Below are 18,257 nucleotides of genomic sequence, written 5' to 3' on the forward strand. Positions count from 1 at the left end.
CGCGGCATAGCTGCCGGCGCATAGGCGCTCTGGGTATTGCCGAGGTTGAACTGGGCCAGAAGCGCATTGAGCGAAGCGGCTTCCGAAGCCAGGCCATGGCTTGCCGCCGTCTGCTCTTCCACCATTGCCGCGTTCTGCTGCGTGCCCTGGTCCATGGTGTTGACTGCCGTGTTGATCTCCTGAAGGCCGGTCGACTGTTCGCGCGTCGCCGTGACGATCGCGCTCACATGCTTGTTGATCTCCTGCACTTCGGCAACGATCGTCTCCAGCGCCTTGCCGGTGTCGCCGACCAGCGTCACGCCGCTGCGCACCTGGTTGCCCGAGGTGGTGATCAGCGCCTTGATCTCCTTGGCGGCATTGGCCGAACGCTGTGCCAGTTCACGCACTTCYTGGGCAACGACGGCAAAGCCCTTGCCGGCATCACCGGCACGGGCCGCCTCGACGCCGGCATTCAGCGCCAGCAGGTTGGTCTGGAAGGCGATGTCGTCGATGACGCCGATGATGTTGGAGATTTCGCCCGACGATTTTTCGATCGCATGCATCGCCTCGACGGCGTTGGCAACGACCTCGCCGGACTTTTCGGCACCGGCCCGGGTGCGGGCGACCAGCACGCCGACTTCCTCCGCCCGGCGGGCAGAATCCTTGACCGTGGTGGTGATCTCTTCAAGCGCAGCTGCCGTCTCTTCGACCGAGGCTGCCTGCTGCTCGGTGCGGCGGGCCAGATCGTCGGCGGCCGAACGGATTTCCGTCGCACCGGCGTCGATGCCGCGGGCATTGGCACCAACGGCGCAGAGCGTGTCGTGCAGCTTGGCGACCGAGTTGTTGAAGTCGGCGCGCAGACGATCGAGACGATCGGCAAACGGATTGTCGATGCGGTAGGCGAGATCGCCGTCGGCCAGGCGGCCGAGACCGCTTGCCAGGCCATCGACGGCCTGCTGCACTTCGGCAGCATCACGGGCATCGCGAGCCTGGCGTTCCAGGCGCTCGCGCTCCGACAGTGAACGGTTGGCGTCGGCCTCGTCTTCGAGNCCCTCATTGCTCGGCCGGTTCGAAATCTTGAGCGACCGCTTGCCAGGCCATCGACGGCCTGCTGCACTTCGGCAGCATCACGGGCATCGCGAGCCTGGCGTTCCAGGCGCTCGCGCTCCGACAGTGAACGGTTGGCGTCGGCCTCGTCTTCGAGGCGGGCACGCTCGACCGCATTGGAACGGAAGACGGCGACTGCGGCGGCCATCGAGCCGATCTGGTCGCGGCGATCTTCGCCGGGGATTTCGACGTTGAGATTGCCGGCGGCAAGCTTCTCCATCGCGCCGGTCATGTCGGTGACGGGGCGGATGACAAGGCGGTTGAGGAAGGTTGCGAGGAAGACGAGCATGACGCCGACGGCGAGAATGGTCGCGACGGTTGCGGCAATGCGGAACTGGTCGATCGCGGAATAGGCGACATCGGCGTCGATGACGAAGCCGACATACCATTCGACCGAGGGCAGGCCCTGAACCGGTACGAAGCTGACGATCATCGGCTTGCCATCGAGTTCGGTGTTCATGATGCCGGAGCTGATCGTCGGGGTGTCGATCGGGAAGGCGTCGGCAAGCGTCTTGGTGACGAGCTTGGAATCCGGGTGAACGAGGATCTGGCCGTCCTTGCTGGCGAGGAAGGCGAAGCCTTCGCCGCCGACGTCGATGCCCTTGACCATCGAGACCAGCGTTTCCAGTGAGAAGTCGCTGCCGGTGACGCCGTAAAGCTTGCCGTCGCGCTTGACCGGAACGGCAGCGCTGATGATGAGGTCGCCGGTCGAGGCGTCGACATAGGGCTCGGTGAGAACACGCGCGTCGGCTTTGACGGCCTGCTGATACCACGGGCGCTGGCGCGGATCGTAGCCCGCCGGCATCGGATTGTCCGGCCAGGTGATGAACTTGCCGCTCTCGTTGCCGACATAGGTCGAGATGAACTCGTTGGTCAGCACGTCGTTCTTGAGGATCGGCTGGACGCCGTTGTCATCGGTCGTCCGACCGGCGGCGTCGGCCACCATCGCCGTCAACGTGACGCGACCGTTGAGCCACTTGGCGACGCTCTGTGCGGCCTGGACGCCGGAGGACGAGATGTTTTCTTCGACCGCCTTGGTGGTTGTGTCGTACTGAAGCGTGTCGATATAGACGGAAAAGCCGGCAAAGGCGGTAACAACGACACCGGACGCGGCGACGAGAATGCGCGTCATGAGGTTCGATCGCTTGGACAAGATGGGCTCCTAACAGGGGCCGGCGTGCTTCGCCGGACATGAGCTCTCGATGATTTTCACGCGCAGCATCGCTCAGCCGCCGGAGTGGCGGTTGGTCAAGCCTCGGGAAAACGTTGAACATGCCAAAAAGGCGGGGCCAGCCATGCCTCATGCGGCCGGGGCCACCCTGGTGAGGGTAGGCCTATCGCGCCGCACGCTAGCGATCGCTATTTAAGAAGCGATTAAAATTGTCATATGCAAGTTCGGGATGCCGGCGGCAACGCGATCTTCACACAGGGACGGTTAAAGGACCGCCCCGACTTTGCTTGTCCGGCACCGAAAGGGATGCCGGGAAAACGTCCTAGCGACGCATGAAGGCCTCGAAAGCAGCCCTTGCCTCGGCGCTTTTCAGCTGCGCTGCGAAGTGCTTCGCCTCTTCGTCGATACGCGTGAGCACATCACTGCGGTCACCGCGGACGAGATCACGGGCGATGCGCAGCGCCTCCGGCGGCTTCTTGGCAAGGCGGGCGGCGAGCGAAAGCGTCTCTTCCTCGACGGCATCCTGGCCGACGATCTTCCAGATCAGTCCGGCTTCGAGCGCGTCGCGCGCTTCCAAGGGTTCGCCGGCGGCAAGCAGAGCGAAGGCACGCTGATGCCCCATGATGCGCGGCGCAATCAGGCTCGACGCCGCTTCCGGCACCAGGGCCAGATCGACGAAGGGCGTCTTAAACACCGAGCGGGCGGAAGTGATGGTCAGATCACAATGCAGGTGGATCGTCGTGCCAATGCCGATGGCAAGCCCGTCGACACCGGAGACGACCGGCTTGGCCGCACCCGCGAGCGCCTTCAGAAAATCGATGACCTCGGTGCCCATGCTGCCGCCCATGGCAAACGCCAGAAAGTCGGCCATGTCGTTGCCGGCGGAAAAGCAGCCTTCGGTGCCGAGGAACGCGGTCACGCGAACGGCCGGATCGCTGCCGGCAACCGTCAGCGCATTGGTCATCTTCGCGTACATGTCGCGCGTGATGGCGTTCTTCTTTTCCGGCCGGTTGAAGCGGATGACCTGCACGCCCGGATAGGCTTCCGGACGTTCGACAAGCACCTGGTCGGTCATGATATTTCCCCTCAACCCAAGACGGCGCGCGCGGCAGCAAGGCTGTCGGCACCGGTAACGACACGATCCTTCAAGGCGGAGGTTTCCGCCAGCATGTTTTCCGCGGCGAACCGACTGAGCGCGATGCGTTGCTCGTCCTTACCGTCAGACGCTTCGGCCAGACCGCCCTTGGCGAGGTAGGCGCCGGTCAAGGCGAGACCGAACAGGCGCTGACAGGCCGTGGCTCCTGCCAGTGCCTCGGAGAGTTTACCGGCCGAAACAGCAGCAATCAGCCATTCCGTCGCCTCGGAGAGATCGTCGAGCGCAGCATCTAGTCGCGCCGCAGTTTCGCCGAATCCCTCACGGTTGGAGGCGCGGACCGCGCCACCTATCTCGCGCAATTCGGCAATGAAGCCACGGACGTGTTCGCCGCCCGAAAGCGGCAGTTTGCGCGTGACGAGATCGATCGCCTGAATGCCGTTGGTGCCCTCGTAAATCGGGGCGATGCGGGCATCGCGCAGGTAACGAGCGGCACCGGTCTCCTCGATGAAGCCCATGCCGCCATGAACCTGGATGCCAAGCGAGGCAACGTCGACGCCGGCATCGGTCGCAAACGACTTGGCGATCGGCGTCAGCAGGCTGGAGCGCTCCTGCCAGAACTTCGCCTTGTCGCCGTCTGCCGCATGGCCCATGTCCACCGCATGCGCACAGGCATAGGCGATGGCGCGCGACCCTTGTGTCAGGGCCTTCATCGTCAGCAGCATGCGGGCAACATCCGGGTGCTCGATGATCGGGCTCATGCCCTGGCCGGACCAGCCGGGCGCCTTGCCCTGCGTGCGTTCCTTGGCAAAGGCGATTGCCTTCTGGGTGGCGGCGTCGGCAATCGCGACGCCCTGCATGCCGACGGCAAGACGGGCGTTGTTCATCATCGTGAACATGCAGGCAAGGCCGCGGTTTTCTTCGCCGATGAGGTAGCCGATCGCGCCTTTCTCTGCGCCGAACTTGCCGTCGCCATAGATCATCGTGCAGGTCGGCGAACCGTGGATACCGAGCTTGTGCTCGAGCGAATGGCAGAACAGATCGTTGCGCTCGCCGAGCGAACCGTCGGCGTTCACCAGGAACTTCGGCACGAGGAACAGCGAAATGCCCTTGGTGCCTGCAGGCGCATCCGGCAGCCGCGCCAGGACGAGGTGGACGATGTTGTCGGTGAAATCGTGTTCGCCCCAGGTGATGAAGATCTTCTGGCCGAAAATGCGATAGGTGCCGTCGTCGCGACGTTCGGCCCGGGTCTTGAGAACGCCAAGATCGGAGCCGGCATGCGGCTCCGTCAGGTTCATGGTGCCGGTCCATTCGCCGGATACCATCTTCGGCAGGTAGGTTGCCTTCAGAGCCTCGGAGCCATGCTTCTCCAGCGCGTCGACGGCGCCCATGGTAAGCGTGGGCCCGAGCGCAAATGCCATCGAACCGGCGTTCCACATTTCCATGGCCGCGACATGCAGCATATGCGGCAGGTTCTGGCCGCCGAATTCTTCCGGAGCCGTCAACCCATTCCAGCCGCCGCCGATCCAGCTGTGATAGAGATCGCGCCAACCGTCAGGCGTCTGAACCTTGCCATCGACGAGACGGGAACCCTGCTTGTCGCCGACGTCGCCGAGCGGCGCCACTTCCTCGGTCGCGAAACGTCCTGCCTCCGACAGGATCGCATCCACGAGATCCTCGCCGAGGTCGCCGAGAGCGCCGCTTTCCAGCGCCCCGGCCATTCCGGCCACGTGCTTCAGCGTGAATGCAATCTCGTCAACGGGTGCCTTGTACATGATGATCCTCCCAGATACCGGGCGCTTTCGCAGCTGCCGGCGCATCTTCGTTTGGCCGAACACTATTGATTTTTACGTAAACGTCAACGTCAATTCAGCCCGCGTTGTGATGGTTGCCGGTGCGGACGGCATCGTAACAAAACTGTCATCAACGGCGCATAGAAGCCAGTAACGATGGCCCTCGCCAAGGCGTTCAAATGAACCTGATTTCCCCCGAGATACCCGGCCTGGTCTGGGCCTACCGCTTCCTGCCTGGCGAAAGCCGATGCCAGCGCATCGCCAACGATGCCTCGATCGACGGTCTCATCAAGGGCGACGGCTGGGTCTGGCTGCATCTGGCGCTTTCGGACGCGCGAACGCCGGCGCTCATCGAGCGGATCGGCAACCTGCCGCCGGCAGCCGTAACGACGCTGACCAGCCACGACACCCAGGCGGCCATCACTGTCTCCGACGATATCGTGCACGGAACGCTGGTCGATTTCGAGCGCACTTTCGATGCGGTGACGAAGACGATCGGCTGGCTGCATTTTGCCGTCAGCGACAGGGTGATCATCACGACGCGGCTGCACCCGCTGCGCAGCATCGACCGGGTAAAGGCCGCAGTCGAAAAGAGCACCAAATGCGCGCGGCCGATCGACCTCTTCGAGATGCTGGTGGTCGAATTCCAGCGCACGCTGATCTCGCTGGTGCTCGAACTGACCGAAGAGCTGAATGTCATCGAAGATCACGTCTATGGCGAAGCCGGTCACCGGCAGCAGCCGGGCCTGGCGCCATTGCGCCGCACCGTGGTTCGCCTTCACCGGCACCTGCGCACGATCCTTGCTCTCCTTCGCCGCGCCGGCGCGTCGGACGAAGACGAGGTGCCGCCCGGTTTCATCGACGTCACCGAGCGCCTCTACGATCGGCTCGAGGCCGTGGATCGCGACGTCTTCGCACTCCAGGAGCGCGCCCGATTGCTGCACGAAGAGATCGACAGCAAGATTTCCTCCGAAACCAACCGGCACCTCTATATTCTGTCGCTGATGACAGCCTTCCTATTGCCGCCGACGCTGGTCACCGGTTTCTTCGGCATGAACACCGGCGCCCTTCCCTTCGCCGATGGCAGCGGCACGCTGTATGCCGCGCTGTTCATCGCGCTTTCCATGGGCCTTGCGTGGTGGATCCTCAGGCGGATCGGCATTCTCTGACCTTGCCGGCATCAGAAAAGGCCGGACAATGCCCGGCCTTTTTGCTGTCTCTTCCTTGCCCTCTTAGCTATTGGGCGAGTAGCACTGCCGGCGCGCCGCGCCGTAGGGCTGGTAGGTGTTGTCGTAGGCCCGGTAGGAGCGGTAGCGGTCGTAGCACCATTGCACATGGCGGCTGCCATAGGCAGGCGCAGGCCGCGTGTAGCGCGGCGGCTGGGCAACGGCTCCGCCGATGATCACGCCGGCGCCGAAGGCCGCCATCGGGTACCACCAGCCATTATAATAACGATAGCCCGGACGGCGATAGTTATAGCCGCGATAGCCATTGTAATAATAATATCCGCCGCGCCGTTCGTAGCCGGGGCGGTGATACTGGACCTCGGTGGCATCACTCTGCCGTTCAACACGCAGCGGAGCCGGCATGAAAGCCTGGGACGGCACAGCCGAAGTCATCAAGACCGCGGCAGCAATCGCTGCGGCGAACCACTTGCCTGTCATTGTTCTCATATAACTCTCCATACGAGCACTTGCGCCGCTTCCGACGCCAGCGAGCCACCTTCACAACCGCCAGTTTGCGCGATTTCAGCCGCGTGTCGATACGTATCCTGATTACGGTCCGATCGAAAACGGTCGCCGGCTAACGTCTAAGTGACGGGTTTTGTTCCATGTTCCGGCATACAAAGTTGACTCGCCTGCCGCCTCGACGGACGGCGAAAGAGACTGGCTTCACGCCTGTGACAGTACACATGGAGCTGCAGATATCGGACCGACAAGGGACAGCGACAGCAATAGAAGCACCCTCTGATATACAGCCATAAGTCTCTATACATTCGCCACCGTCTCAAGCACAGTCGGCTCGGGGACTGGGATTTACGATCAATTAACTGTAGAGTCGGCAATCTCACTGAATGGCAAAGCGGTATATCTCCACCTTACGGATGATTCTGCGCCTCGCGACCCTCCTGGGTCTGGCTTTCGCGGCGGTGAACGCACGCGCCGGCGAACTGGAGCCCTGGAAGTCGAAGTCCAACGCCATCATCGTCGACGCTTATGAAATGAACAGCATCGACTGGGAGACAATGCTTTCCGACAAGCGTATCTCCGGCTTCATCGCCAAGGCCTCCGACGGCCTGCCGGAAAGCTTCTCCTGCACCGGCGATCATGGCGGCGACACTGTCGCCCACTGCAAGACGATGTGGCGCAAATACGCCGTCAGCCGCGAGCTCTACCAGACACGGCGGATGATCGCCCGCTCCCATGGGCTGCTGTGGGGCGCCTATCATCTTGCCCGCCCCGGCAACCCGGTCGATCAGGCCAACCATTTTCTCGATTATGCGAGCCCGCGCGACGACGAGTTGATGGTGCTCGATCTCGAAGGCATCGACCCGGACAAATTCATGTCGCTCGAAGACGCGGCGATCTTTGCCGGACATATCAAGACCCGCACCGGCCGCTACCCGATGCTCTACACCAATCATGTCACGGCCAAATACATCGCGGCCAACCGCGCGAAGCACCGACTGCTGTCGCGACTACCCCTGTGGTATGCCCGCTACAAGCCGGATATCCGCAATGTGTTTCCGATCGGCAACTGGGACAGCTATGCGCTGTGGCAATTCTCGTCAGGGATCAATTGCGGCAAACGCCGCTGTCCCTATCGTGTGCCCGGTACACTTGACGACATCGACGTCAATGTCGCGGCTATGAGCAGCGCCACCTTGCGACCGATCTGGGCCGGCGGCGCCCTGTTGCCGGAAAAGGCACTGCCGCTCGTTCTCATTGCCAGAGCCGACGACGGGGTCGGCGCCGCCAGCGCTGCCCAGGCGACGGCGAAAATCGAAAGCCAGCCGTTGCTTATCAGCCGCGCCGAAGCTGCCAGCGCCGCCGGCGAAGGCGTCGACATGATGGCGACCGGGTCGATCGATTTCGGTCGGCACGACCGCGCCGTGCGGCTGGCGGCCGCGGCCAGCCGCTGACGGGTCGGTCGCGGAAAGAACACGCTCCCCGCGACCATCAAGCATTGTCAGGCTTCGATCTGTACATCTCCAAGCGGCCGCGAGCAGCAGGCGAGGATGTAGCCCTCATCGATTTCGTCGTCGAGAATACCTCCGTTGTGGTTCATCTCGACCTCGCCGGCGACTTTCATCACCCGGCACGTACCGCAGATGCCGCCTTCACAGGCCGCACCGATCCTGACGCCGTTGGCCCGCGCCGCCTGCAGGATCGTCTGGCCGGGCTTGGCCTCGATCTCCTTGCCGCTCATGGTGAAGACCACCTTGGCGCCTTGCGCTTCGGCGTCGGCTGCCGCCCCTGCCCTGACTGCTATCTCCTCGGCTGCCGGTGCTGCCGCCGGCTGGAAGCTTTCCTCGTGATAGCGGCTCATGTCGAAACCGGCCGCCTTCAGCAACTCGCGCACGCCGCGCATGAACGGCTCCGGACCGCAGCAAAACACTGTGCGCTCCATGAAGTCGGGTGCAAGCAGCGGCAGCTTGGCGCCGTCGATGCGGCCGCGCAGCCCGTGCCATCCGTGCCTTGACTCATGCCCCTCGACCACGAAGCCGAGGTTTAGCCCGGACATCTGGCGCGCCAGCACTTCCAGTTCCGAGCGGAACAGAAGGTCGTCTGGCCGGCGGGCGCAGGAAATGAAGGTGACGTCGGTCTCGGGAACGCAGTCCGCCATCCAGCGCGTCATCGACATCATCGGCGTGACGCCGGAGCCTGCCGATATGAAGAGATATTTTTCGCCGGGATGGCGCACGAAGCTGAAATCGCCGAGCGGACCGAACGCCTTCAGCCGCATGCCGGGCTTCAGGTGATCGAACATCCAGCGCGTGCCGATGCTATCGGCTTGCGCCTTGACGGTGACGGCGATCGACAACGGCCGGGAGGGCGTCGACGACAGCGTGTAGGTGCGCATGACCGGCTCGTCGGCGACCGGCAGCTCGAGCGTGACGAACTGCCCAGGCAGATAGCGGAACCAGGCCGGCTTTTCCGCCCGGAAGGTAAAGGTCATCACATCGGCGGTCTCGATCACGGCCGATGTGCATTCGAGCATGTTCTGCCTGTCGATCCAGACATGAAGCTCGTCGAAATGATGGAACGAGGATGCCATCTGCATGTCAGGCGACCCGGGAAAGCGGAGCAGCCTCGCCCTGCAGGCGCTGTTCCATGAACTTGCAATACCACTCGACGAACTGCATCACGCCGCCTTCGTGTTCGGGCGAATAGGGGCCTGACTGGTAGGCCGGCGAGCGAATACCAAAGGCGTTCTCCTCGACGATCTGGCGGTCCTGATCGTTGGTCTCGGTCCAGACATGCGTCAGTTGCTCGAGATTGTAGTCGACGCCTTCAACCGCGTCCTTGTTGACCAGCCACTTGGTCGTCACCTGCGTCAGCTCCGGGCCGAGCGGCAGGACGCGGAAGGTGATGGCGTGGTCGGCCAGCACATGGTTCCAGGTCGAGGGATAATGGAAGAGCAGGAGCGTGCCGATATGCTTCTGGCTAACGTCTGCCGACAGTTGCCGCCGCACGGCGCGGGCGCCGGACATGGTGTAGCTCTCGGCGTCGTCGATCAACGGCATGCGCGCCGAGCGGAACTGGCCGGTCTCGGACATCCGGAACTCGCTCGGCAGTCCGGCTGCTTCGCATTTCGCCCAATGCGCGGCAATGACGGGATCATCCTTGGCGCCCTGCACACCGGTCGCCGTCGGCGCTTCGGGATAGGTGCGGCAAAGTTCGGGGTGGTTGGCGGCACAATGGTAGCACTCCCGGTTGTTTTCCCAGACGAGTTTCCAGTTGCCCTTTTCGATGATCGTGCTTTCGAAGGCGACCTTGGTTTCACCCAGGCGGTGCGGCGCAAGATAGGGCGCGACCATGTCGCGGAACGGGCCGAAATCCATCGGCTGCTCGGACAGGTTGATGAAGATGTAACCGCCGACGGTCTCGCAGTGGATCGGCTTCAGGCCGTGGGCCGCCTTGTCGAAATCCTCGCCCATCTGGCGGGCAAAGAGCAGCGCGCCGTCGAGCTCATAGGTCCATTGGTGATAGGGACAGACGAGCTTGGCCGAAGAGCCCTTGTGCTGCGCGCAGACGCGAGAACCGCGATGACGGCAGGAATTGTGCAGGGCGCGGATCGTGCCCTGTCGGTCGCGAACGATAATGACAGGATAATCGCCGACCTGGACGGTGAAATAGTTACCGGCACGCGGGATCTCGCAGTCGTGGCCGATGAACAACCAGTCCTTGTACCAGATGCTTTCGAGATCCTGCCTGTAGTAGTCGGGGTCGATGTAGAAGGCCCGGTCGAGGCTGTAGCCGTCGCGTCGACCCTTCAGCTTGCGGAGCATATCGCCCTTGATGTCCATGTCCTGTCCTCGTTCGCGTTTCGGAGAGGCAGGACTGGAACCCGCACGGGCGCATTGCCTGTGCGATGACGGCTCCGATCCGGCTGCCCGCCGCAACCCGTTACGGTCTGTTCGCGTCAAGGCTGGTTTCCGGGCTCAGGAGCCGTCCGCAAGGACCAGCCCGGCGCCTTCCCGGACGGAACCGTCCAGTGGCTTTGTGCCGTGGCTTTCGCTCCACCACCGTTGCGGGGGCAGCGCCGGGTTTTGACCGGCTTCCCAATTCTCCGCCTTCCCTAAAAGACAGCACCTTGAGTAGGCATATCTAATCGCGGAAGCCATCGTCGTAGCTGCCGATTAACGACATCCGATTCCAGAAAGACGACACAGCACATCAAGCGCACCAAACGCCCTGTGATTGATCATTTTTCATTGTAAACAATAGGATAGCTCAAGGATTGAGCAATTGTCGCTTTTTCCGGCAAGGCTTGCGAGAAAGCGCGGATCCTTCGCCATTTTGCGACATGTCTTCCCGTGACGCGGGGCAAGGCCCACCGACGCGAGTGAAATCTTCCATTAACCATAATGCATTAGCGTCGCCTGACGGAGAAACCGGCCGAACCGGCAAACAGCGCATTGAAGTTCATGGCAAAGCTCAAATACTACGACGCCGCAGCCGAGAAGCTGCCAACGATCGCTCCGAAGACAGCGGTCCACACCGAGTTCCTGCGCACCGGCCGCATAGAAAGGCGTCAATGGTCGCAGCGCGAGCGGCGTTATCTGAGCTATGACGAGGTTGCCGAGCGCACCGCCCACAAGCTGACGACCGCCGGCGAAACGACGCACAAGCGGATGAACGGCTTCCATACCTCGATCCAGTTTCCCAAGATGATCTTCCACCGCACGCTCACCGGTCGGCCGCATCTCGGCTATTGCCATGTCACGGCGGCGAGAACACATCTCGCCCCGTCCAAGGACGTCACCTGGTCGTTCTATTTCGCCAACTTCTTCTGTGACCTCGGCGACGAGAAACACTTCTTCGAACGCATCCAGACCGGCTATTCCCGAATGTACTTCGCCGTTGCCATCGAGCCCGATGCGCCAGAGGGGCAGATGACCATCAATCGCAGCGTTCGCGACAACGGGCTGCTCTTTCGTACCGACGACCCGAAAGTCGCGCTCAAGAACGTGCTGATGCTCGGCGCGCGCGACGAGGCATTGAAGCGCATCATTCGCAGCCTCTGAAGCGCAGACCCGGTTGCCTGAAGAAAATCGTTCTGTTTTCACCGTGGCTCCTTTAAGGAAGCCTCGGAAAGGGAAACGGAAGCGACATGGCCGAAATCATCGATACACGGACCGAGCCGGAACGGGCGATCGAGCGTGCCTGTGCGGTGCTTGCCGAAGGCGAGCCCGTCGCGATTCCGACCGAGACGGTCTACGGCCTGGCAGCGGACGCCACCAATCCCGATGCGATCAGCCGTATTTATGAGATGAAGGGGCGTCCACGCTTCAACCCACTGATATCGCATGTGTCAGACATGGCGATGGCTGAAGCCCATGTGACATTCGATTCGTTGTCGCGGCGCCTGGCCGAAGCGTTCTGGCCCGGCCCGCTGACGTTGATCCTGCCCCAGCGCACAACAAGCACCGTGCACGCGCTTGCCTCGGCCGGCCTCGACACGCTCGGCATCCGCATGCCTGATGGCTTTTCACGTCGGGTGATTGCCCGCTTCGGCCGCCCGCTCGCCGCACCGAGCGCCAATACGTCGGGCAAGATCAGTCCCACAAGCGCTGCCCATGTGGAAGCCGATCTCGGGCCGCGCCTCAAGCTCATTCTCGACGCCGGCTCTGCGGAGATCGGGCTTGAATCGACGATCATCAAGGTCGAGGACGGCGCGCTGCGCCTGCTGCGTCCGGGCGGTCTCGACGTCTTCGAAATCGAAAGGCTGACCGGCCTTACCGTCTCGAGGCCGCAGAGCGCCGGAGCGACTATCGAGGCCCCGGGCATGCTCGCCTCGCACTACGCGCCGGGCGCAGCTGTCCGGCTCGACGCCGCCGACGTGCGTCCGGGAGAAGCGCTGATCCGGTTCGGCAATGCGTCGCTCCCCGGCGAAGAGCACGCCGCGATCGTACTCGACCTCAGCCCGGCAGGCAGCCTGCGCGAGGCAGCTGCCAATCTTTTCGACTATATGAAGAGGGCGGATGCCAGCGGCTCCGCAACCATCGCCTTCGGCCCCATCCCTTCGGAAGGGTTGGGAGAGGCGATCCTCGACCGGCTGCAGCGTGCTGCCGCCCCCAGAGACTGACCGACAGGCACTTTTACAGCGCCGTGCGTCAAATATGACGCGCAAAGGACGCTGTAACGCTCTAAACCCGCTGCATAATTTTGTCCTTAATTCGATTCCGATTTAAGGAATTATGCAGTAGCGCCGTCGGGCGCATTTGCGAAGGCAGGGCCATGACGACGACGCTCCCCTCTCCCGAACTGATCGCCTCCTTCATCGACATCGTCGGCAGCGCCAATGCCTTGACGAACCCGGCGGACCTCGCGCCCTACCTCATCGAATCCCGCGGGCTCTACAATGGCACCACCCCGATGGTGCTTCGCCCCGGTTCGGTCGAGGAGGTGTCGCGCATCATGAAGCTTGCAAGCGCGACCCGAACGGCAATCGTTCCGCAAGGCGGTAACACCGGCCATGTGGCGGGTCAGATCCCGCGCGAGGGCAAGGCCGATATCGTCCTGTCGCTGCAGAGGCTGAACCGGATTCGCGACATCGACCCCGTCGGCAATGTCATCGTTGCCGACGCCGGCTGCATCCTTGCCGATATCCAGAAGGCGGCCGATGATAACGATCGACTGTTTCCGCTGTCGCTCGGGTCGGAAGGCTCGGCCCGCATCGGCGGCAACCTCTCGACCAATGCCGGCGGCACCGCAGTGTTAGCCTATGGCAACATGCGCCAGCTTTGCCTCGGCCTCGAAGTGGTTCTGCCGACCGGCGAGATCTGGGACGGGCTGCGCCGGCTGAAGAAAGACAATACCGGCTACGACCTGCGCGACCTGTTCATCGGCGCCGAAGGTACGCTCGGCGTGATCACCGGCGCGGTGCTCAGGATGTTTCCGAAGCCCCTTGGCCATCAGGTGGCCTTTGCCGGCGTCGGCAGCGTCGAACATGCGCTGGCCCTCTTCGACAAGGCCTCGAGCCTCTGCGGCACTGCGCTCACCGGCTTCGAACTGATGCCGCGCCTCGGCGTCGAGTTCACGACAAAGCATATTCCAGGCGTGCGCGACCCGATGGAAACCGTTCACCCGTGGTATGTACTCATCGACATTTCCACCTCCGATTCCGCCGAGAGTGCCGAACGCATGGTGCACGAACTGCTGGAGCAGGGCATCGTCGCCGACCTGGTCGAGAACGCAGTGATTGCGACCAGCGAAGAACAGCGCAAGGCGCTGTGGCACATGCGCGAAAGCATGTCGCCAGCGCAGAAGCCGGAAGGCGGCTCGATCAAGCACGACGTTTCCGTCCCCGTATCGAGCATCCCCGCCTTCATGAAGGAGGCCGATACGGCCGTCATGCAGGCGATGCCGGGCGCACGCATCTGCTCATTCGGCCATATGGGCGATGGCAACATTCACTACAACATCTCGCAGCCCCTCGGCGCCGACAAACAGGCATTCCTCGACCGTTGGCGGGAAATGAACGCCATCGTTCATGGCATCGTGCTGAAGTACAACGGCTCGATCTCGGCCGAACACGGCATCGGGCAGTTGAAGCGCGACGAGCTCGCCGAGGTCCGCCCCGAGATCGAAATCGAGTTGATGCGCCGCATCAAGCACGCGTTCGACCCGGCGGGCATCATGAACCCTGACAAGGTGTTGCGGGCAGACTGACGACGCTTTTTACCGGCCGCCGGCTCTCAGCTGTGCAAGCGAGAACAATGCGTCGGCACTGATGCCGCCGCCGCTGCCGCCCGTCAGGATGGCAAGCCCCGGATTGACGTCGGTGTTGTTCTCGACGTCATAAAGCGCGGTAAAACGCTTCAGCAGCTTTTCGAGTTCCTCGGGATCCTGAAGGTCCTTGATATCCATGAGGCGCTCGATGTAAGCGGCCTGCATCTCGATCTTGGCGCTCGCGAGGCCCTCGGGCATGCTGTAGGCGGTCCGAACAACCTGCATCAGTGCGTTGTCGGCGAGCAGGTCGTAGGGTGTGGTGATTTCCGGCGCCTTGCGCTTGAAATAAAGCGCCAGCCGAACACCGGCATTGTCCTCGCCCTCGCTCTCCTCAAGCGTCTGGTTGAGGTAGAGGTCGAACGTCATAGTGAGCCCACGCCGCGTCTGTATCTGCCCGGCTTCGCCTGTAACTATCTTTCCGTCCTTGTCGAAATTGAAGGCGGAAACGATCTCGCGATACTTCAAGCCGTTCAGATCGGTGTTGATGAAGCTCTTGCGATCGTTGAGGTCGGAGGTGAACATCTGCTTGAGGTAGTCGGTTTTGACACCCTCCGGGTCAATGCCGGCGCCGATCAGCACGATATCGACGAGGCGCTTGTCCTTGAGGAAATCGTCAAGCGTCTCGATCTTCTGAATCTGCGTCGTGTAGTACTTGCTTTCCCCTTCCGCCTTCGCCTTGGCGGTCTTCTTTTCGTCCTCCGTGCCGAAGCGCGATTTCTCGACGATGTAGGCCTTGGCAGTATTGACGATGTCGGCCTCGTTCTGCGCCAGCTTGGGTGAGCCAAGCGTACCGTCCGCGTTGAAATTAAACGCTTTCACCAGCTTGATATAGCGTTCATCACGCAAGGAGTTGGCGTAGCTCGTCGGATTGTTGAGATCACTGGTCAGAATCTGCTTCAGCTTGCGCGGTGTCAGGTCTTCGTTTTCGAGGCCAAAGGCGCTGAGTACGAAGGACCGCAATTCGCTGTTGCCAACGAGACTATCGACGTTGCTCATGGTCTTGATCAGCAGCTTGTAGCGGCTGATCTTGCCCTCGTCCTCTGCATCGTCCGCGTCGTTGTAGTGGACCATATAGCCGCTGGTGGTGGTATTGGTCTGTTCGGCGGTCTGTGCCTTGGCGCCTGCCGGCAGCGTCCCGTCGGGCTGGAAATTGAACGCGGCATGCAGGGCCTTGTAGGCCTTGTTGTATTCACCGCCAAACTTGTTGACGTAGCTGTTCGGGTCGTTGATGTCGCTGGTGAGAATGTTCTCGATCGTCGCGCTCACGGTGGTGGTGGGCAAGCCGAAAGCCGTTCTGACGTAGTCCGCGATGCGCGGGTCGGCCACAAGCTCCGCAACGGTCGTGATCGAACCGATCTTCTGCTCGAAATAATCCCGGTTAAGGATGGCTCCCGATGGCGTCAGCCGAGGGCTGCTGAAGATATAGGCCTCATTCAGCATCTTCTTCTTTTCGTCGGTGATCGCCTTGCTGCCCGCGGCCACGCTACCATCGGCTTCGAAGTTGAAGGCGCCGTTCAATTGCCTGTAGGCATCGAGCATGCTGATCTGCCTATTCAGCATGTTCACTTCGGTCGAAAGTTGATTCATCAATGCGGTCGACTCGTTACCGACCGGCGGCAGCTTGGTGTTGAGATCGGCGACGATGGCGTTCTTGGCGTCGATCTGCGCCTGGATCCCAGGCTTGTCCGCCGCTGGCGCCTCTGCAAGCTGTGCCGTCAGCGTCGCGATGTCCTTCATCGCAGTTGCCCGCGTGTCAAAGTCAGTCAGCGTCTTCGTGGCTTCGGTAAGCCGGGTCTGCGCCGTGGTCTGGGAATTGGCAAGATCCGCCGGCTCGGCGGTCAACGCGTATCTGACCTGATCATAGGAGTAGTTGCGCGCATCGATGCCAAAGATGCCGAAGGCATAGGAACGCAAACGTTCATTTCCGAGGAACTGATCGACGTTGGTGACGAGATCCATAGCTGCGTTGAAATAGGCGTTGTCTCCTTTGAGAACAGTGTCGAGATTGGCGACCCGTTCATTATAGAGACCGATCAGTGCATCCTGTTGCGCCGTCGTCTGTGCCGCGGCTGACGATGTGCTGAAGCTGAACGCTTCGGCAAAGTTGCGATAGCGTTCGTCCGTGAGGCGGTTGGCAAAACTGTCCGTATCCTTCAGATCGCTTTCAAGCACCTTGCGCATGAAGGCCTTGGCATAGGTCATGTCTTCGAGACCGTGTGCCTTCATGGCGTAGGAATAGAGCCGGTAATCGTCGAGGAAATCGTCGACCGTTTTCACGTTGCCGATATTTTCCTTGTAGTACTGCGCTTCGCGCGCGACCAGCGGCCGGTCGGCAACACGATCGAGGCTGGTCCTCAAGTCGCTCGTGATCCGGCTGTAATTGAGATAGGTCGAAACCATGCCTGCTGCCCCGTCGCTTAACCCAGGGGCGGGTCACACCAATCCCCCGAAACAGAATTCTGACACGGCATGATTGCACGACAGGCTTGTGTGTGGCTTTTCGCCGGCCGCGACCAGGCCATTGCCAAGAATGCGAGCCACCGCGTTGACGAAACGGAAACCTTGGCTGCTCGGCTTTTGCTAACCATCGAAAAACGCAAAGTTTTCTTAACCGCGATTTTTAAGTCGGCCGGAAGGGGAGCCGCCTATTCTCCAGCCCATAGAGGACGAAAAGTCCCGAAGAGAAGACCGGAAATCGGCTCTCAAGGAAAAACAAGGGCGATTGAAATGCGCAATACACTCTCTCAACCCGCATGGGTCGAAAACACGCTCCGGCTCGATCCGAAGCGCTTTCCTCAGCAGGCAAGCTACGTCCTGCGTGGCCACACAGGCAATGTCACGATCAGCCTGGACGAGCGTGGCGCGGTTCTGCGCAAGGTGCTACCATCAAGCGGCCTGCCGCTTTCGATCGCACTGCCGGCGCGGGCATTCAAAGGGGTCGCGGCACGCGCGATCGACCACGGCGACGGAGACGTTACAGTGACGCTTGAACTTCATCATGACGATCCGGACCTTTGTGTTCCGCTGCTCGTTGCACATGATCTTTCCGACATTGCTGCCGATTGGCGCGCCTGGGCCGAAGCCTATCGCATTCCGATGCTGATGGTCGAAGCCGATGGCGTCGCTCGCGCCCTCGAAGAGCATCTCGGCGAGGTTCGCACCGCACCGCTCAAGCCGCGGCGCCGCCACTCCTTCTTTGCCGACCGCAGGCCGCGCTTCCTCGTGCGCCGCTCCACCGGCCGGCTTGGCGTCAACATGAAGATCGACGGGCGCGAAATCATCGCCCGCAGCTAGGGCTTAACCGAATACCTCCAGTGCAAAAGCCGGCCGTTCCCTGCGGCCGGTTTTTGTATGCAGCAAGTCTGAAGTGCTACAGCGTCCTTAGCGCGTCATACTTGACGCGCGGCGCTGTAACGCCAAAACGTTCACAGCCAAATCGCGGGTGTTCCTTCGGAAACAGCCGCCTCGCCTTCTTCGTGCCATATCCGACCCATAGCCAAGGTCACGAAAGAAGGAGATACCCGATGCGCAAGTCTCTTGCCGCCACCATTGACGCAATCGTTGCGATTTTCCGTGCGCGCACCGAGGCGAAGAAGCGCAAGGCTGCCAGCGCAATCAGCTGGGGCTGAGCGATCAGGCTCTCGCAGATCTCTCGG

12 protein-coding genes, 2 pseudogenes and 1 riboswitch are annotated in these 18,257 nt (G+C 61.7%); of the genes and pseudogenes, 6 read left to right on the forward strand and 8 right to left on the reverse strand.

Translation table 11 applies throughout. The annotated features are described in order from the left end of the window. From mcpU to ASD02_RS00020, 4 genes and pseudogenes are all read right to left on the reverse strand, one after another. Window positions 1-1,028: pseudogene (gene mcpU / locus ASD02_RS00005) on the reverse strand (methyl-accepting chemotaxis protein McpU); the annotation flags it as partial. A 1-nt stretch (window position 1,029) separates the two neighbouring features. Next, window positions 1,030-2,218 (reverse strand): annotated as a pseudogene (locus ASD02_RS00010) (cache domain-containing protein); the annotation flags it as partial. A 361-nt stretch (window positions 2,219-2,579) separates the two neighbouring features. Next, a complete protein-coding gene (locus ASD02_RS00015; RefSeq protein ID WP_025426141.1) occupies window positions 2,580-3,332 on the reverse strand; it encodes a crotonase/enoyl-CoA hydratase family protein in 753 nt (250 codons plus the stop codon). An 11-nt stretch (window positions 3,333-3,343) separates the two neighbouring features. Continuing rightward, window positions 3,344-5,125 carry an acyl-CoA dehydrogenase gene (locus tag ASD02_RS00020; protein WP_025426140.1) on the reverse strand — a complete coding sequence of 594 codons (1,782 nt, stop codon included), beginning with the start codon at window positions 5,123-5,125 and terminating at the stop codon, window positions 3,344-3,346. A 197-nt stretch (window positions 5,126-5,322) separates the two neighbouring features. Here ASD02_RS00020 and ASD02_RS00025 point away from each other — a divergent pair, with 197 nt between their 5' ends. Continuing rightward, window positions 5,323-6,312: a transporter gene (locus ASD02_RS00025; protein WP_025426139.1), complete on the forward strand. Its 990-nt coding sequence runs from the start codon at window positions 5,323-5,325 to the stop codon at window positions 6,310-6,312. Window positions 6,313-6,375: 63 nt separating this feature from the next. Here the strand turns inward: ASD02_RS00025 and ASD02_RS00030 are convergent, their stop codons facing one another. Further along, the gene (locus ASD02_RS00030; RefSeq protein WP_025426138.1) at window positions 6,376-6,807 is read right to left on the reverse strand and encodes a BA14K family protein; all 432 of its coding nucleotides are present in this window, start codon (window positions 6,805-6,807) and stop codon (window positions 6,376-6,378) included. Between the two features lie 410 nt (window positions 6,808-7,217). On the opposite strand from ASD02_RS00030, the gene ASD02_RS00035 reads away from it, so the two are divergent. Beyond that, window positions 7,218-8,285 (forward strand): GH25 family lysozyme, encoded by a 1,068-nt coding sequence (locus tag ASD02_RS00035; RefSeq protein ID WP_057211590.1) that lies wholly within the window; start codon window positions 7,218-7,220, stop codon window positions 8,283-8,285. Window positions 8,286-8,332: 47 nt separating this feature from the next. On the opposite strand, the gene ASD02_RS00040 is transcribed toward ASD02_RS00035, so the two are convergent. Together ASD02_RS00040 and ASD02_RS00045 are read right to left on the reverse strand one after the other, a co-directional pair. Further along, window positions 8,333-9,427, reverse strand: a complete 1,095-nt coding sequence (locus ASD02_RS00040) for a hybrid-cluster NAD(P)-dependent oxidoreductase (RefSeq protein ID WP_057212461.1) — start codon at window positions 9,425-9,427, stop codon at window positions 8,333-8,335. A gap of 1 nt (window position 9,428) precedes the next feature. Beyond that, a complete protein-coding gene (locus ASD02_RS00045; RefSeq protein WP_025426135.1) occupies window positions 9,429-10,673 on the reverse strand; it encodes an aromatic ring-hydroxylating dioxygenase subunit alpha in 1,245 nt (414 codons plus the stop codon). A gap of 102 nt (window positions 10,674-10,775) precedes the next feature. Continuing rightward, window positions 10,776-10,978: riboswitch (cobalamin riboswitch) on the reverse strand. 316 nt (window positions 10,979-11,294) lie between these two features. Between ASD02_RS00045 and ASD02_RS00050 the strand changes: the two genes are divergently transcribed. From ASD02_RS00050 to ASD02_RS00060, 3 genes are all read left to right on the forward strand, one after another. Further along, window positions 11,295-11,894, forward strand: coding sequence for a DUF6656 family protein (locus ASD02_RS00050; RefSeq protein ID WP_025426134.1), 600 nt, complete (start codon window positions 11,295-11,297; stop codon window positions 11,892-11,894). Between the two features lie 86 nt (window positions 11,895-11,980). Further along, complete coding sequence (locus ASD02_RS00055) at window positions 11,981-12,955, forward strand: L-threonylcarbamoyladenylate synthase (protein WP_025426133.1); 975 nt, start codon at window positions 11,981-11,983, stop codon at window positions 12,953-12,955. Window positions 12,956-13,107: 152 nt separating this feature from the next. Next, window positions 13,108-14,541 carry an FAD-binding oxidoreductase gene (locus ASD02_RS00060; protein WP_057221879.1) on the forward strand — a complete coding sequence of 478 codons (1,434 nt, stop codon included), beginning with the start codon at window positions 13,108-13,110 and terminating at the stop codon, window positions 14,539-14,541. 9 nt (window positions 14,542-14,550) lie between these two features. On the opposite strand, the gene ASD02_RS00065 is transcribed toward ASD02_RS00060, so the two are convergent. Next, complete coding sequence (locus tag ASD02_RS00065) at window positions 14,551-17,001, reverse strand: DUF1217 domain-containing protein (protein ID WP_057221878.1); 2,451 nt, start codon at window positions 16,999-17,001, stop codon at window positions 14,551-14,553. A gap of 327 nt (window positions 17,002-17,328) precedes the next feature. Between ASD02_RS00065 and ASD02_RS00070 the strand changes: the two genes are divergently transcribed. Then, window positions 17,329-17,895: a DUF6101 family protein gene (locus ASD02_RS00070; protein ID WP_025426130.1), complete on the forward strand. Its 567-nt coding sequence runs from the start codon at window positions 17,329-17,331 to the stop codon at window positions 17,893-17,895. Window positions 17,896-18,257: the final 362 nt, after the last annotated feature.

This window comes from Ensifer sp. Root1252, from assembly GCF_001425885.1.
Taxonomy (GTDB): domain Bacteria; phylum Pseudomonadota; class Alphaproteobacteria; order Rhizobiales; family Rhizobiaceae; genus Ensifer; species Ensifer canadensis.

Excerpts from the sequence above, each read along its gene's own strand:
- ASD02_RS00015 (WP_025426141.1), bottom strand. The coding sequence starts at position 3,332 with ATGACCGACCAGGTGCTTGTCGAACGTCCGGAAGCCTATCCGGGCGTG.
- ASD02_RS00020 (WP_025426140.1), bottom strand. The coding sequence starts at position 5,125 with ATGTACAAGGCACCCGTTGACGAGATTGCATTCACGCTGAAGCACGTG.
- ASD02_RS00025 (WP_025426139.1), top strand. The coding sequence starts at position 5,323 with ATGAACCTGATTTCCCCCGAGATACCCGGCCTGGTCTGGGCCTACCGC.
- ASD02_RS00030 (WP_025426138.1), bottom strand. The coding sequence starts at position 6,807 with ATGACAGGCAAGTGGTTCGCCGCAGCGATTGCTGCCGCGGTCTTGATG.
- ASD02_RS00035 (WP_057211590.1), top strand. The coding sequence starts at position 7,218 with ATGGCAAAGCGGTATATCTCCACCTTACGGATGATTCTGCGCCTCGCG.
- ASD02_RS00040 (WP_057212461.1), bottom strand. The coding sequence starts at position 9,427 with ATGCAGATGGCATCCTCGTTCCATCATTTCGACGAGCTTCATGTCTGG.
- ASD02_RS00045 (WP_025426135.1), bottom strand. The coding sequence starts at position 10,673 with ATGGACATCAAGGGCGATATGCTCCGCAAGCTGAAGGGTCGACGCGAC.
- ASD02_RS00050 (WP_025426134.1), top strand. The coding sequence starts at position 11,295 with ATGGCAAAGCTCAAATACTACGACGCCGCAGCCGAGAAGCTGCCAACG.
- ASD02_RS00055 (WP_025426133.1), top strand. The coding sequence starts at position 11,981 with ATGGCCGAAATCATCGATACACGGACCGAGCCGGAACGGGCGATCGAG.
- ASD02_RS00060 (WP_057221879.1), top strand. The coding sequence starts at position 13,108 with ATGACGACGACGCTCCCCTCTCCCGAACTGATCGCCTCCTTCATCGAC.
- ASD02_RS00065 (WP_057221878.1), bottom strand. The coding sequence starts at position 17,001 with ATGGTTTCGACCTATCTCAATTACAGCCGGATCACGAGCGACTTGAGG.
- ASD02_RS00070 (WP_025426130.1), top strand. The coding sequence starts at position 17,329 with ATGCGCAATACACTCTCTCAACCCGCATGGGTCGAAAACACGCTCCGG.